We start from the raw sequence: 15,756 nt of genomic DNA, 5'->3' as shown, positions 1-15,756 counted from the left end.
AAGCCATACTTGTTTAAACCAGTGCCCACTCTATTAAAAAAGATTTAATTTATTGAGTCATTGGGAAAAATTAACCTGCCCCAAGATAAAAAGCTGAAATTCTTTTCATAATTCTCTTTAATCTAATTGATAGGTATTAAGATCATAAAGTTAATCATTGGACTCAGTTTTTTGCTTTCTTGAGGCACGCCAATCCTACAACAAGGTCAATTATACGATTAGGAATCTTTAAAAAAACTTCCTGTAGATTCAATAGATATACAGATCCTACGTCTAGAGAGAAATTTACTTTAGCCAATATTATGAATAGCTTAAAGATGAAATTGCTAATCACACTGAAATTGACTACAATTTGGCTTTTTTTAGAATATTGCCAACGTAGCTCAGTCGGTAGAGCAACTGATTCGTAATCAGTAGGTCGGACGTTCGATTCGTCTCGTTGGCACCAATTAAATCAAAGACTTAGCCCCAATAACTTTTCTCTTTCTAAACAAAATACAGTCAATTGCGAAATAATTAATAATTTTTTTCAGTAGATTGGCTGCGATACTAAATAATGCGGATTTTTTGTATTTTAGAACTTCAAAAATTTAAATTTATATATTAAATTTTCACCAACAATCAGAATAAAAAATAAGTAAATACTGACACAACTTCTTCCAAAAAGGTATCGACACCACCATCAGACTTCAGTAAATTAATTAGCCAAGGCTTTCGTACTAATTATTTAGAGCGTCTGAGTAACTATAAATAGGATCGTTAAATTAAAAAAGGAAATATAATAATGCAAATAAAAAAAAATGGACATCCGCCGCTTCATGATCAAAATGTGTTAAATATCTCAAGTCATGAGATATTTAACCTAACTGCTAGAGAGCCTTTACTTATTCATAGTAAAAGCAACGTATTCTATTCATCAGCCACTATCAAAAAAAATCATTTTAATAATAGTTTAATTCACAATCTCTTAAACTCTCGCATTAAGCGAGCAGGCGATGATAAAACGCTTGTGGAAGCAACAGTAAAAAACCAGTATAGCTATTGGTTAAGCCAAGAGGATATCGCTGAGATCGCTCGCTTAGAATATAACAATTACCATGGAGAGAGCAATGCTGAATTTGAAATATTAGGCTCCATGTCACAATTGCAAATTACCTTAGAGTCATTTCAATTAAAAGTTAAAGCTAATCAATTCACTGAGTCTCGTCTTACTTTAATTATTAATTTAGAAAATTTACATTGGGTGACATTGGCTATTTCTTATAAAAATGATCAGTATGTGGGCTATTATACAGATTCAAAAAATAATCCCATTCCATCAAGATATTTTCAACTGCTATTTAATCGATTTTTAATACAACCATTAATAAATTTAAGTCCTGGATTTATTCAACAAAAAGATAACTCCAATTGCGGTTTATGGGCGCTCGAAAATGCCGCTGATCTGAATCAGATGATTGACCAGGATCAATCCATACACTGGATAATTAATAAATTGAAACGATCACGCAGTAAAGAATATTTTGATACAAGAAGGGAATATTTTGCTGAAAAACTTCGTGCTGATTCTGTTTGGCGTGAACGGCATCCGCTGTTTTCGCAAGACCTTACTATCAAAGAAGCGTTACCCACTAACATTGAACCTGATCTTAAACGATTTAAAGCATTTAACGATGAAAAAGAAAAAGTAACGATTTTATTAGAGACTTTTGTCGAAACTTTTATGAGTGCTTTTGTAAAAAAACTGGGTGCCTATCATTTGTTAGCCAAAGGAGAAAGCTTAACAGAGGAAAGCCTGAAAACTGAATTAAAAACAGGGTTAAGCGGTGCGTTATTAGGGATAGGTATTTCTCAAAGCCTTGTGGGTTCAATTCCTTCATTGGTGGCTTCGCTGAGAATGATTAGCGGTAAATTTTACCCCTCTAAAGATAAAGCCCAAAAAATTACCAAAATTTTTTCTGAAATTCAGTCAGATTATTTAAACTCTATTTTATCTGAGTCGGCGGTTGATATCTTCCAAAGTTTTGAAAGTCAGTTTGTAGCAGTAACCGATAAGGCCGGCAGTAAGGTTGCGATGGAAAAATTAGCAGAGGATGCTGTAGGACGGCTGTTCAACGCTATAGATAAATATTCCAACTTAGATAAGATTATTTCCAAGGAACTGATAGAAAAAAGTGTGTTACAAGGGCCATCAGAAAAATTTTTTGATCCTAACGTTAAACGAGCTCGACTACGCGTTTCAGGATATACCATACAAGATAACAACGAAAAAGCTATTAATACCGCCAATTTATTTGAAAAAATAGGTTTAGTTGATCTCGACAAAAAGGGCCAATCTCATAAATTTTATGCTTTCAAACCTGCATCTAACAACGCATATGGTTATCGTCGACTATTAGATTGGGAACAGGAAGAAAATGGAGAATTGAAAGAAAACTTAAAAAATAAGTATACAGAAAACCAATTTCTCCAGGAAAAAAGCATTTTTCATTTTATTTCAAAAGGATATCGTTATGTTTTACATAAAGAAACGAATCCAGTCGAAGCACGACGTATTCTAGATAAAATTGCGAATCGATACCCCCCTCACATTTTGAATAGAGAACCTTTAAGTAAAAAACCTATTTATTTCGACTTAAGAAAGCCAGTTAAAAACTTCAGTGGAAGAATTCAAGTACTTGAGAGATTGCATCGTACCTTAATCTCAGAAAGAACAACCGCCATCGTACCTTCTTGGTCTATGTTATCTATTTCTCCCATTCCGGGGGTCTTAAGTCCACCGGATAGCGAGTCATCACAAACTTCCGGTTCCCAATTATCAATTAATGGTTTAGGGGGAATAGGTAAAACTCAATTAGCATTACGCTATGCTGAGCTTTATGCGCAAAATTACGATCATAATGTTTTATGGATTAATGCAGAAACTAAGGAAAATATAGCGTATTCTTTCAACAAACTAACTGCAAAGTTACAAATTATAACTAAGGACTCTTATAACCAAGAAAAAATGCTGGAAAAGATTGTAGAAGAGGTTTATGAGTATTTTTCGGACCGAAAAAGTCTATTTATTTTTGATAATGTTGAGAATTACCGTGCCATAGAAGCTTATTTACCTAAGTCTATGCTTGGCAATAAACCGAGTTTGTTAATCACTTCACGCTATAGTAATTGGAGTAATATTGCCACTATTATGACACTGAATGTTTTCTCGGAACTAGAAACCAAAGAACTCATTAAAAAATCATTGGATTTAGGTGATAATATTCCGTATGAAAGAATAAAGGAATTACATCAATTGCTTCAAGGCCTACCTTTAGCATTACAACAAGCACTCGCTTATATCAAACTGAGAAGAAACACCGATACTAGTTTTTCTCTTTCTCATTACATCGAACTCTATAAAGAAAAAACCAAAGAATTATTAAATTTTGATTTCTCACATTATTCCAATGACCCCTATTTAGAGACAGTTTTTACAACCTGGCTCATTACGCTAGATAAAATTAAAGCAGATCCACTGGGCAACCATGCAATAGAAATTTTAAATATTATGGGTTATTTATACCCAGATATTATTACAAGTAAAAAATTTTATTATTTCAATCATATCAATCGCGAGCTAACAATTGATGACTTAGATACCATTATGCATTTGCTGAGCAGTTATTCCATGATTAATTTGGAAAATGAGGGTAAGTATACGATTCATCGATTAGTTCAACAAATCATACGGATTGATCTCGAACAAAATCAACCAAAATTTAAAGAAATAGTCGAAAAAACCCAACACTTACTTTGGCTTTGGCATTTTACTTTCAAAAAAGATGAAGAAAGTGTTTTTCATTATCTTCATTTTCTTCTCTATATGTCTGAGCACACAGAGTTAATATCTAAAGTGATGTATTCCCATCCAGAAAAAACATTTTTTGATAATCTGCTTTTGCAGAATGTAAAATATTGCCATTATTTTATTGATTTGGCCTATCTCAAGTACCCCAAAGAAAAATTCCTTAGGTTTTTAGGCGATGCGGTAGCTTATTATATCAAATTAGGCTCATTTTTTAATTTGTCTGAAATATTTAACTATATTGAAAAAAAATGGCAGATAGAAATCCTGTCTAAGGAAAATATTAAGTACATTTTGGATCATTTTTATAATATGAAAAATCCTCTTTTGAAGATGAAGCGCTATTCAACGATTCCTTCAAAAAAAGCAAATCAAAAACAAGCAATAAAACTTCTTTATGAATTAAAGATGAAAATATTTGGCAATCAGCTTTCCAATTACGATAGCTGTCCATCCCATAGTTTAAAGAGGAGTGTTTGTGCCTTATCAGAGCCAGATCAAGATAGAATTAAAGAAATCAGTAATTCACGTATTAAAGCTCATTTTAAAAAAATAGAACAGGTATCCCGCTATATAAGCTCAGCACTTATGACCAAAGATACCTTATCGGCTTTGCTTCAAGGTCATTTTGATGAAGTGGCCATTAATTTCGGATTAATGACTAGCAGTCTATTTTTTGGAAGTCTATCCAATAGTCTGTTCGCTCAAGGAAAAAACTTAGCCTCCGATGCCAGTTTACTTGAAAAGAATTTAGGCTTGGAAAACAAAAAAGTGCTCACTATTCTCTTTAATGAAGACGTATTATCCATGGGTAAAAGAAAATTGTTAGGGAAAGCCATGCAAGTTGCTTCGCCTTTTGTTTCCAAAGCCACGTCAATTTTTTTTGCTTACAATCTTAAAAATGAAATACAACTCTATAGAATGGGAGATGAAACTGTTCTTCCGAGTTTAACTTCAAATAGTCTTATCGTAGCTGTTGATGGCATCGAAGCCACTATCGAGGGCGCTGAATTTCTTGGATTTATTACTGGCCTATCGGCCTTCACAGGCCCTCTAGGAGAAGGCATTGCGTTACTCGTTTGGCTAGGCGCTGAAGGATATGCGGCCAAACAACAAGTGGAAGCCATTGAAAAATATGTTCATCTTTCTAGGGGTGAAAAATCTTTTGAGTTTTTATTGGCTACGCTTCATCAAGCGCCTTTAGAGTACTTACAGCTTAAAGCAAATAATGGGCAATTGGTAGAAAATGCGATTAATCTTTTAAAAAATAATACGGATATTCAGTGGTCTATTTTTCCTTCTTTTCACTTTGAAGCCGATTTATGCAAGATTCGTAAAGTTTTTTTAAATGAAAAAATAAATTTTACACCGGACGATAATAACCCTGACGAACCTGCTGAGGGTAATTTAGTTTGTTTATCCGCCTCTCCACCTCCTTATGAAGCGCTTAATGAAGCTATAAAGATGAAGTATTATTTATGTCATAAGGCCTTAGGCGTAAGCTACACGTTAAACAGAACGGGTAATGGGACTTTAGTCGATTTAGGAGAAGGAGAGGACGAAGTCATTGCTTTTTCTCATTCACCCACATTATTCATTGTACAAAACGGTAAAAAATGGTACGTCGGTGGGGATAATGGCAATGTATTTAATTTACAAGGAAATTCGATTACAGGCCAACTACAAGGCGGCAAGGGATCCGATATACTGGTTCTCGATAATTTTTATCCTGAAAACAGTGATTATTTGCTACTTGACACGGATGGATTCTTATGCGGAAAAAATAAGAGTTTATTGCAGCAGATTCCACCTTTTTGCTCTTCTGATGAGATACGCGTTCAAATCGATCAAATTGATCAAATTTACGGACGAAAGAATGAATCCGATATTTTTTATCTGGATCAATCGGTTTGCTTTATCGATGGTTATGGGGGGAAAAATCAAACCCATCCCGATAATTTTTTTATCACTAATCACTCTTATAAAAATCTGAAGTTTGTATTAAGAAACAATACACTCATCACATTTTTATCGGACGCAACAACCGATTCTATCGAGTATAGAATTCCCTCAGACGAGGTAGGTGAATCGTGGATTTACTATTTTAAAGAAACCCTTCAGCATCAATTCTTTTTTGAATATCCTTTAGAGAATCTAGAGGCAATGACGGTAAAAAATAATACGCTACATATTTCTGTGCTCACTTCTGAAAATACAGATAGAAAACTATTTGCTATTACTATTTCAAACCGGATTACCTCAAGCAGTAATCAAACAAAGAATACAGCGAATCTTTCAAACAATATAGCTTATTTTTTTCAAGATATTGAAATAAAATTAATCCATAATGAGCATTTATATGGACAAGAAATAACCTCTAATAATAAAACAATGGACGAAAAAATTAGTTTATTTAGCGAAATAGCGAATCGTTTAGAAAAAACTATCTCTATTCAATTAGTAAACAATCTCACCCTCTCCATAGGGCGACAAAAAAAACATGAACTTTTTTATATCAACGGCTTGCATGAAAGTCATTTAGTAGGTAATGGCGGTGAAAATGTTTATATTATTTTACCGGGGAAGAACACTAAGTTTCCACTCCCTAAAGTCATCTTATACGATACTTCAGAAAGAGATTCAAATGACTTAATCGAGCTAATAGATACGTTAGATTTACGCGAAATAATAAAGGAATATAAACAAATCTATCCCAAGGCTGTTATCTCTTCACATGTATTTCCCTCTGCAAACGATTTAATCTTAACATTAAGTAATTCGGTTTATTCTCCGATTTATCCTTATTTTTATGACTCCACTTGTTTCTGGCCTTGGGTAACTATCCAATTAAAAAATGCACTGCTTGATAATAGTAATTGGTATCAAAAACTTGATATTGTTTTGGATTCTGTCTCTAGAAATATAGTCGCCCTAGAGGATGACGTTTGGACTTTGACTGCAGCGCCTTTAATGTTTACTGATGATAAGAAGATTATCCTCCTGACTCATCAAGATTTAGAAGAAAAATCAGAAATTCTTATATTGAAAAACATAGGAAATTTTGCATTTTTTCGTGATGAAATGAATCTTATTCTGACGAATGCCTTTCCATCTTCTATGGATTACTGCACGATTATCTGTTGCCAATTTTATCAAATGCCCGAAATGAAAAAAAAGATATTATCCGCGACATTTAAATTTTTTGACTACGAAATTCATCCTCAGGATTATCAAAAAGAAATTAAGCATGCGACTCATTTTTCTTATTTATCTCAACTATTTTCTTCTAATTCTCCTAATGTGAGCGACATAATAGCCCATGCCTTTTTAAATACGGTAGGAATGCAGAACCAGAAGAAGTTGCCACCGCAGATATTGCGCCGTAAGCGCCAAGCTCATCGAGAAGAAAAGAGAACCATCAATACTCTTCAAAAATCAACCCTTTCTAAAGAAGTATCTCAGCACACTGATCAAACCTTTTTTCCTCAAATGACTCACTATCCTCAATCTAGGACTGTTGATGAGAAAAAACGTATCTTAGCAATGGCCGATGAGTATTTAAAAAAATATGACGATTCGGAAATGAAAGCTTATCGTGGTAAGAAAAACATCAATCAAACAAAAAATAAAAAGAAAAAAACAAATCCGCTTCTCTCTGTTCAGAAGGAAAAAGCTAAATCCTTTATTGAAAAGAATGACTCTGTTCAACATAAAAATGAGGGGAATTTTTATCGGCGAACTATGCCGAACTATTCGGCTCAAAATAATTCGAAAACGTTAGCCAAATCCCCCACCAAAAATCAGTTTCGAACACCCGCTTTTTCTAAACCAGAAACTACTAAGCTAAAGAAAACCTTTTTTAACGACCTAAACTCTGATAAAAAAAGAAATTTTTTAGTAACGCCCAAATTTTTACCTCATCAAGAAAGTTTTAAATCGACGACGAAAGCACTATCGCTATCTCCAAAACTAACCTACCAACCAAATGAATCGAGACCGAAAAAATCGAATCAGCACACTGTCCCTTCGTCTATAGCGCCACCGAATCTTCATAGCACACTCATGCTTTTTGATCTGATTGCTCGGAAATCTTTAAAAAACCCGGTCGTACCCTCTTCTTACAATAAAAAATTAAATAAAACTATTCGAAAAGTTGAAAAACAAAAAGAAAACATTAAATCTAAAACTTTTGGATTCCAAAAATTATAAAAAATTTCTAAAAAACCTAGTAAAAAAAGCGAAATTTAAAAAAAATGAATAGTTTTTGATGATTTAACTTCATTGAATATAGAAATGGGAAAAGTCCTAATCTCTAAAGTTTTTAGATAATCCTCTTATTTAAGATAATCTTTATAAACCGTTTTTGCAGCTTGCATTTCTTGAAGTAATTGTTGATAAAGCGCATTAACGTGTCTAGCTGGACCATTTTCTCGCAAATAATCTACTATTCGTTTGCAGGCTTGCTCCAAACGTTTAGCTCCGCAATAACTAGCTCCGCCTTGTAATTTATGTGCAATTTCTCGTATAGCGTGCCAATTAGCGACTTGATGCAATTCAGGAAGTTTAACGAGTTCTTTTTCTAATCCATTGATTATTAAATTAATGCAATCCTTAATCAATCCTTCATTTTTTAAGAGTGCTTTCATTGCATCAACATCTAATACGGGACCACTCACTGGGCGTATCTCAGTAAATAAGTATGATTGATTAATACATGCATCTGGCACAAAGGCTGTCAATAATTCTGATGCGGTTTCTTTTTTTAAAGGCTTTAATATAACCGTGTTCATACCCGCATCTAAACAGCGCTGTCTATTTTCAATATCAATATGAGCCGTTAATCCAATGATTGGAGTGATATCTGTTCGCTGCCATTGCTGTAGACGAATTCGATGAGTTAGTGCAATACCATCCATATCAGGCAAGCCAATATCCATCAAAACAAGATGATAGTCTTGCTTTTGAATTCGTTGTAAAGCCATCTTCGCGTCATGCGCTATATCAATAACACAATTTAATTCTAAGAAAATAATTTGTGCAATTTTAGCGGCTAATTTGTCATCTTCGACTAACAACACTTTCCTTTGATAAGAATTAAAATCTTGATTTATTAAGCTAATGTTTGGCACAATTTCTGCAATATGCTTATATATTCTACTTTCAATTGGCAAAGTAATATCCTCAACACCCATGTGATCCATAATCAATGGTTCTTTAAAAGGAAGGAGGCAAGTAAAGGTGGTTCCTTGCTTTAACTGACTTTCGACATAGATCTCCCCTTCCAGGTCATCAACAAATTGCTTTACAATAGATAATCCTAGCCCTAGCCCTTTGTAGATACCTTGATGAGAGGGAGTTAAACGCGTAAACCGTGTAAAAATATCCTCTTTTTTATCCGCCGGTATCCCAATACCAGTATCTGTGATTTTTATTTCAATAACAACTTGCTGTGCTTCGCGTTTGTTTATTTTTGCTTCAATATTGATAGTTCCTTGTTGTGTAAACCTTAGCGCATTAGTCATTAACTCTAATATAATTCGTTGTAATCGAATCGGATCTCCTATTAAATAAGGAGGGATTTTTTCATCAATCTCTAAAGTTAATTCCAGATTTTTTTTAGCAGCCAGTGACTTGTTTAAATTAAGAATAGCTTGAATATTTTTCTTAAAATCAAATTTCTTTTTTAAGAGTAACGTTTCTCCAGTAGCCACTTTAATCCCTTCTAAAATCCTATTAAGAAAATTCAACAAAGCTTCGCTAGATTGAATAAGATCTTCTGCATATTCTGATACTTTTTCTGGATCACTCGCTTGCGATTTAATAATTTGGGCGCAACCCACAATACCACTCAAGGGAGTACGAATATCATGTCGCATATTTTCTAAAAATTCAGTTTTAGCATGACTCGCTGCTTTTGCTTTATCCAGAGCAATTTGTAACGCCAACTCGGTTTTTTTTAATTTAGTAATATCAAGAGATATGCCTAGAATACCAACTATTTTTTTTGTTTTATCCAATAGAGGTATTTTTGAAGATAATTGAATCATTTCTGTAGAATCAGAAAAAGTAGTCACTTCTTCGACGATCAAATTTTTCCCTGATAAAACTTTTAAATCGGCTCTTTTAAAATCATCCGCTACTTCTTTTGGGAAAATATCGTAATCTGTTTTTCCAATAACGTCTGTTTCCAATCCAAGGACTTTCATTAACCGTTTAGCATAATCGTTATTTCCCAAATATAATCCATTTTTATTTTTCCAATAAATACTTCCGGGAAGGTTTTGGACTATAAAATTTAAAGTAAAAATATCCTTTTCGTATTTAGCTTTTAGATTTTTTATTTCTTTTTTTTGTTTTGTAATGATATTAAATAATTCCTTCTCTTCAATAATAGATATTTTTTTTTGTTCTGGCGAAATCATTTTTTTTCCTAAAGAATCATGTACACCTATTCAGTCTAAGATTAAGGCCTCCAAGTAAATGCCTCTGGTAGAAGTTTATTTAATTTAATCGATTTAAGTAACAATCCATCTCTATTATATGAATAAAAGTTTGTTTCTTCATGAGAAAATTCAAGCAATCTCTGTCTACAAGCTCCACAAGGCGTACAAACAAATTTAGGAGTAACTAAAACAATTTCACTTATTTTTCTATAACCCGCTGTTAGCATCCCACTAAGCGCTGAGGTTTCTGCGCACTGACTAAGAGGAGTCGCCCTATTTTCCCAGTTACAACCGTGAAATAATTGGCCCTCATTAGTTCTAATGCAAGCACCCACTGAAAATTTGCATAAGGGCACATAAGCATTCATTGCTGCTTTTTTTCCTAGCGACACCATCTGAATAAGATAATCTTTCATTCTAAAAATCCAAATAAATACTAAAAATATACTAGCTATTTTAAAAGAATTTAATTAGTATAAAAAGATAATTATTAAATTAATATTAATTAAAAAATGTTACTTCCAAAAAATCTTTCCGATCTTTATTCAGGTACCGATTTAGATATTTTATTTAAAGGAAATTTTATTAATTTTGGCTATTGGGAAACGGTTCCTAATGTAATATCTAGCCTAGACGTTATTGAAGCTAATAAACAACTGTATCATCAAGTCTTTAAACGTTTAAATCCTCAAGAACAGGATACTGTATTAGAATTAGGTTCTGGCCATGGTGGAGGGTGTGTACTTTTTTCAAATTTCTATGTTGTTCAATCTCTATTAGGTATAGATTATTTAAAAGAACATATTGATCATTCAATAAACACTCACTTTTCCCTTGTTGAAGAGAAAAAAATTCAATTCCTTCAAGGGGCGGCGGAATCAATCCCTTTGTCCGACGAGAGTATTAGTAAAATTTATACGGTAGAAGCTTTTCAACACTTTAATGCTTCGAATGCTGTCCCCGAATTAAAAAGAATTTTATGCCAAGGAGGCACGCTAGTCATTTCTACTTTTTTCGCAAAAAATAGCCTTTGCTTTGTGAACTTACTTAACTTGCTACCAAAACCTGCTATTTTAGCAGATAGCTGTAATGGAGAATTTGCTTCATTACCTGATATTTTACATTTACTAAAAAAAAATTCATTCACTAATGTAAAGCTAGAAAATATTAGTCAGTATGTTTGGCCAGGATACGATGTATGGGTCAGACAAAACGATCCTTGTATATGGGATACCAACTGGAAAATTGCCTATAGAAAAGGATTAATTGATTATTATATAATCACGGCCACTAAAGTATAAAAAATAAGTATCTTACAATAGTGCCATATAAAAACGATAAAAAAAGACTTACTGAGCATCGTGCTTTTATTTTACGTATGCAAGAAAGAGAAAAAAGATCTCCTGCAAAAAATGTTAAAATAATAATTATACTTATGTCTGTTTTATTAAAAGAGACTAGCGATCTTTTTCTTGTTATTTACAGATCTGCTCAGTTAAAAAATCCACCCTATCCTACCTTACTTCATATTAGAGGCACTGGTTTTAACGCATCTGCAAGATACTATTCTTATATTACCTGTAGTCATATAGCAGAAAAATCAGGTTGCCAAGTCATTGATTTAGATCACCACTTAGCTCCAGAAAATCCTTTTCCACGACCATTTAATGATGTGTATGCTGCCTATAAATCAATCATTTTTCATGCTAATTTCATGCAAATTGATGTAAACAAAATTGCTATTTCTGGCTATAGCTCAGGAGGAAATTTAGCTGCTTTAATGACTATTCAAGCTAAAAAAGACAAACTTCCTGTTGCTTTGCAAATATTAATTTCTCCTATATTAGATTTATCACGAAGCTTGAAAAAATACGTTAAATTGGAAAATAAAGATAGCTTTCCAAATTCTTTAGTCGATTGGTTTATAGAACTTTACTTGCAAAATAATTTTAATGCCTATTATGCCCCAGAAATATCCCCTTTTTGGTCAAATTCCCTTATTAGTTTGCCTCCAACTTATTTTTTATTTGGAGAATATGACCGCTTTAGAAGTGATAGCGAAGTTTTTTACGATAAATTAAATCAGCTTGGCTTATGGACATACAAATATAGTTTTAAAGAAGAAAACCATTCCTTATTTTGGCGAAATATACAGGCTATAGAAACTATATCCACTCAATTAAAAATGGGATTTAATTTAATGAAAATACCAAGACTCTTGTTCTCAAATTTTTCAAATGAAGCTCCTTCCTTAAAATTTAAATTTTTTGCCAAAGAAAACAATGATAAATTTGAATTCTTTAGAAAAAAATCATCGATATGCCTTTCAAAATAAATTGATAAGAAATATAGTCTATTCAAAAAAGTGTGCAGAGTCCTTAATACTAAGCAAAAAAGATAATATGAAAATTCGAGACTTAACTACTTTTTTCGTTAAGTCAAAACTAACTATAAAAATTTTTTAACATAGGTATGGCAGTAAGGTTTTTTTTTAGTTTTCTCATAATAGTTTTGGTGATAATCTTCTGCTTTCCAGAATTTTGTTGCCGGTGTCACTTTAGTAACAATTTTAAAGCCCTTGCCTTTTAAAATACTAATCAGTTTTAAAGCAATTTCCTTTTGTTCAGGCGTCGTATAAAAAATTTCAGAACGATATTGCGGACCTTTATCGGGACCTTGTTGGTTTAATTGTTCGGGGTCATGAATTTCAAAAAACCGTTTAGCTAAAGTTTCATAACTTACTTTGCTAGGATCAAAAATAATTTCCACTGCCTCAACATGACCGGTATTTTCATTACACACTTCTTCATAAGTCGGGTTAGACGTATTACCGCCAATATATCCAGACGTTACTGAAATAGCTCCTGGGAGTTGTTTCATTAAATGTTCTACGCCCCAAAAACATCCTCCGGCAAAAATAGCTATTTCGGTCTTTGGGTTAGCTTTATCTTTCATTTTTTCTCCTTTTTACTTGCATTTTCAGGAATAAATTCTAAAGATATAGAGTTAACACAATGTCGAATATTTTTAGGTGTCAATCTTTCGCCAAGAAAAACATGGCCAAGATGCGCTCCACACTTCGCACAAGTAATTTCAGTACGATGACCATCAGAATCCGGTATCCGTTTAATTGCACCCGATATTTCATCATCAAAACTGGGCCAACCACATCCAGAATCAAATTTAGCTGATGAATGATAGAGCAATGTCCCACATTGTTTACAGGTGTAATCTCCTTTTTCATTAAATCGATAATATTTTCCTGAATACGCAGACTCGGTACCTTTTAATAAAATAACCCTCGCTTCTTCTGGAGTCAGTTTTTTCATTCTATCTCAAAGAAATTTAAATAACACATTAGGTAGATTATAGGAGAAAGTCCATCATTTCACTATACCAATTACATCTATCTTTGACATAAAAAACCCGCTAATGAAGCGGGTTTATTTGTTAAACTAATTTTGTAAAATTAAGTAACTTCAGTAAGGTTAATAGTACGTTGACCTTTTTGCCAATTACAAGGACAGAGTCCTCCATCTTGTAAAGCATGAAGTATACGTAGCACTTCTTCAGGATTACGTCCAACGCTCAAATCTGTCACCATATTAAAACGAATAATACCTTCTGGATCGATAATAAACGTTGCTCGTTGTGCAACACCTGCATCGTTATCTAATACCCCTAAATTACTGCATAATTCACGTTTAATATCACTCAACATAGGGAATGAAAGATCCCGTAATTCATCGTTATACTGTCGCCAAGCACGGTGCACAAATTCATTATCCGTGCTACCCCCTAATAATACAGCATTACTCTCTTTAAATTTAGCATTGAGATCGTTAAATGCCACTATTTCAGTAGGGCATACAAAGGTGAAATCTTTAGGCCAGAAAAACAGTACTAGCCACTTACCAGGGTAAGAAGCATGAGTAATCTCAGTAAAAGCCTTGTTGATATCAATATCAACGGTAGCTGTGAGTTTAAATTCAGGTAATTTATCACCTACTTTCAGCATTGACATATCGTTATTTTCCTCTCATTTCATTTAGTGAGAATGCCTACAATTTAGTTTTCGCAAGCATCTAGTTGATAGCAGCTTCTAGGAAGAATTAGGTAAGCAATAAATCCGTTATTTACTGTGTACATCTAGCTATTTGAAGCTACTAGCCGATTATAACAGCCTCATCTCTATTAAAGAAATGATTTTTTTCTATCAAGTCGATAGTTATTGTCAATCGTTTTATCAATAAACAAAATCTTTATCAACTGGATAAGAGAGGAATTTTTTTCTCTGCAGGAAGGTAAAATAGAAACTAAATCAGCTAAAATTTGGTCTTTAAGTCCTTTTAGATGGTTTTCTCTCTCGAGGGGGTCCTTCCAAAAATGAATATTTTCATTATCGCAGATATCATCTTGAATTTGGAAAGCCAAACCTATTCTATTACCCACTTTCGTTAGGGTTAAAAAATCATCCTGAGGCAGGTTAGCGATTATGGCGGGTAACTGAAAAGTGGCTCCGAATAATGCTCCCGTTTTTAAAGAATGAATGTTTTCAGCATCCGATTTATTGACACCGCTTGAGCCAGTAAAATCCATTGCTTGCCCAGCCACCATTCCCCATGATCCTATTGCTTTTGCCAACACACTAAGCATTTTTACGATTTTAGGTGATTGGAATGGCGCCTTAAGAAGCACATCAAAAGCTAATGCTTGTAACGCATCGCCTGCCAACAAAGCCATAGCCTCACCAAATTGTTTATGGCAGCTAGGCTCTCCACGTCGCCAATCATCATTGTCCATACTAGGCAGATCATCATGAATTAATGAATAAGCATGAATCAATTCAATTGCACAAGCGGTATGATCTAAATCCTGCAACGATAATCCTAAAGCCATTCCTAACGTATAAACAAATAAAGGTCTTAAACGTTTCCCACCTTTTAAAACTCCATAATACATCGCATCGTATAAGGGTTTTGATAGTGGAGGAGGATTTGACAAACAATGCGTCAATAATCCATTAACCCGTTCCTGATAGCTTACAAAGTTAGGCTCTATGCTCACTAGACTAATTCTTCTGCTTGAAAAGGTAACAGTTCCTTTTTCTGGTTGGTATCTGTATTTACTAAAATTTGCACGCGTTGCTCAGCTTTTTTTAAAGTCAATTGACAGTCTTTTAATAAGCTCACCGCTCGGCTAAATTGCTCAAGAGAAGCTTCTAACGTCGAGTTACCGCACTCCATTTGTTCAACAATTTTTTCAAGCTCTTCTAAACCTTTTTCGAATTGAAAAACTGTATTTTTTTTTGTCTTTGACATAAAAGTAACCTCGTTTTACCTGCGATTAAATAGAAATCAGGCCCAGACTTTTTAAATTAAGAAATAATCTAATGATTATGAAAGCCCCATAAAGTGATGTCAAATAATGCTAATAATTGTTACCATATTTATTAAATTCAAACAA

The 15,756-nt window shown here is 33.4% G+C and carries 8 protein-coding genes, 1 tRNA gene and 1 pseudogene; 4 read left to right on the top strand and 6 right to left on the bottom strand.

Annotation, left to right across the window (positions count from 1 at the left end; all coding sequences use genetic code 11):
• The first annotated feature begins 372 nt into the window (after nucleotides 1-372).
• Nucleotides 373-448: transfer RNA gene (locus A1D18_RS01225), tRNA-Thr, on the top strand.
• A 336-nt stretch (nucleotides 449-784) separates the two neighbouring features.
• The gene (locus tag A1D18_RS01220; protein WP_071662003.1) at nucleotides 785-8,056 is read left to right on the top strand and encodes an NB-ARC domain-containing protein; all 7,272 of its coding nucleotides are present in this window, start codon (nucleotides 785-787) and stop codon (nucleotides 8,054-8,056) included.
• Between the two features lie 125 nt (nucleotides 8,057-8,181).
• On the opposite strand, the gene A1D18_RS01215 is transcribed toward A1D18_RS01220, so the two are convergent.
• Nucleotides 8,182-10,269, bottom strand: coding sequence for an ATP-binding protein (locus A1D18_RS01215; protein ID WP_071662002.1), 2,088 nt, complete (start codon nucleotides 10,267-10,269; stop codon nucleotides 8,182-8,184).
• 41 nt (nucleotides 10,270-10,310) lie between these two features.
• On the bottom strand, nucleotides 10,311-10,706 hold the full coding sequence (cdd, locus tag A1D18_RS01210) for a cytidine deaminase (RefSeq protein ID WP_071662001.1): 396 nt from the start codon (nucleotides 10,704-10,706) through the stop codon (nucleotides 10,311-10,313).
• 96 nt (nucleotides 10,707-10,802) lie between these two features.
• On the opposite strand from cdd, the gene A1D18_RS01205 reads away from it, so the two are divergent.
• Both A1D18_RS01205 and A1D18_RS01200 read left to right on the top strand, forming a co-directional pair.
• The gene (locus A1D18_RS01205) at nucleotides 10,803-11,591 is read left to right on the top strand and encodes a class I SAM-dependent methyltransferase (protein ID WP_071662000.1); all 789 of its coding nucleotides are present in this window, start codon (nucleotides 10,803-10,805) and stop codon (nucleotides 11,589-11,591) included.
• 20 nt (nucleotides 11,592-11,611) lie between these two features.
• A complete protein-coding gene (locus A1D18_RS01200; protein WP_071661999.1) occupies nucleotides 11,612-12,625 on the top strand; it encodes an alpha/beta hydrolase fold domain-containing protein in 1,014 nt (337 codons plus the stop codon).
• Between the two features lie 113 nt (nucleotides 12,626-12,738).
• Here A1D18_RS01200 and A1D18_RS06910 read toward each other — a convergent pair.
• The 4 genes and pseudogenes from A1D18_RS06910 to A1D18_RS01175 all read right to left on the bottom strand — a co-directional run bounded on the left by A1D18_RS06910 (nucleotide 12,739) and on the right by A1D18_RS01175 (nucleotide 15,611).
• Nucleotides 12,739-13,619: pseudogene (locus tag A1D18_RS06910) on the bottom strand (bifunctional methionine sulfoxide reductase B/A protein).
• 140 nt (nucleotides 13,620-13,759) lie between these two features.
• Nucleotides 13,760-14,308 carry a peroxiredoxin gene (locus tag A1D18_RS01185; protein ID WP_071662028.1) on the bottom strand — a complete coding sequence of 183 codons (549 nt, stop codon included), beginning with the start codon at nucleotides 14,306-14,308 and terminating at the stop codon, nucleotides 13,760-13,762.
• Between the two features lie 176 nt (nucleotides 14,309-14,484).
• The gene (locus tag A1D18_RS01180; RefSeq protein ID WP_071661996.1) at nucleotides 14,485-15,357 is read right to left on the bottom strand and encodes a polyprenyl synthetase family protein; all 873 of its coding nucleotides are present in this window, start codon (nucleotides 15,355-15,357) and stop codon (nucleotides 14,485-14,487) included.
• Complete coding sequence (locus A1D18_RS01175; RefSeq protein ID WP_071661995.1) at nucleotides 15,357-15,611, bottom strand: exodeoxyribonuclease VII small subunit; 255 nt, start codon at nucleotides 15,609-15,611, stop codon at nucleotides 15,357-15,359. The genes A1D18_RS01180 and A1D18_RS01175 overlap by 1 nt, the downstream gene beginning before the upstream one ends.
• Nucleotides 15,612-15,756 lie beyond the last annotated feature (145 nt).

Origin of the sequence: Candidatus Rickettsiella isopodorum, assembly GCF_001881495.1 — a bacterium.
GTDB lineage: Bacteria > Pseudomonadota > Gammaproteobacteria > Diplorickettsiales > Diplorickettsiaceae > Aquirickettsiella > Aquirickettsiella isopodorum.
Note: the sequence above shows the minus strand (reverse complement) of the source record. Positions and strands in the feature narration are given on the sequence as shown.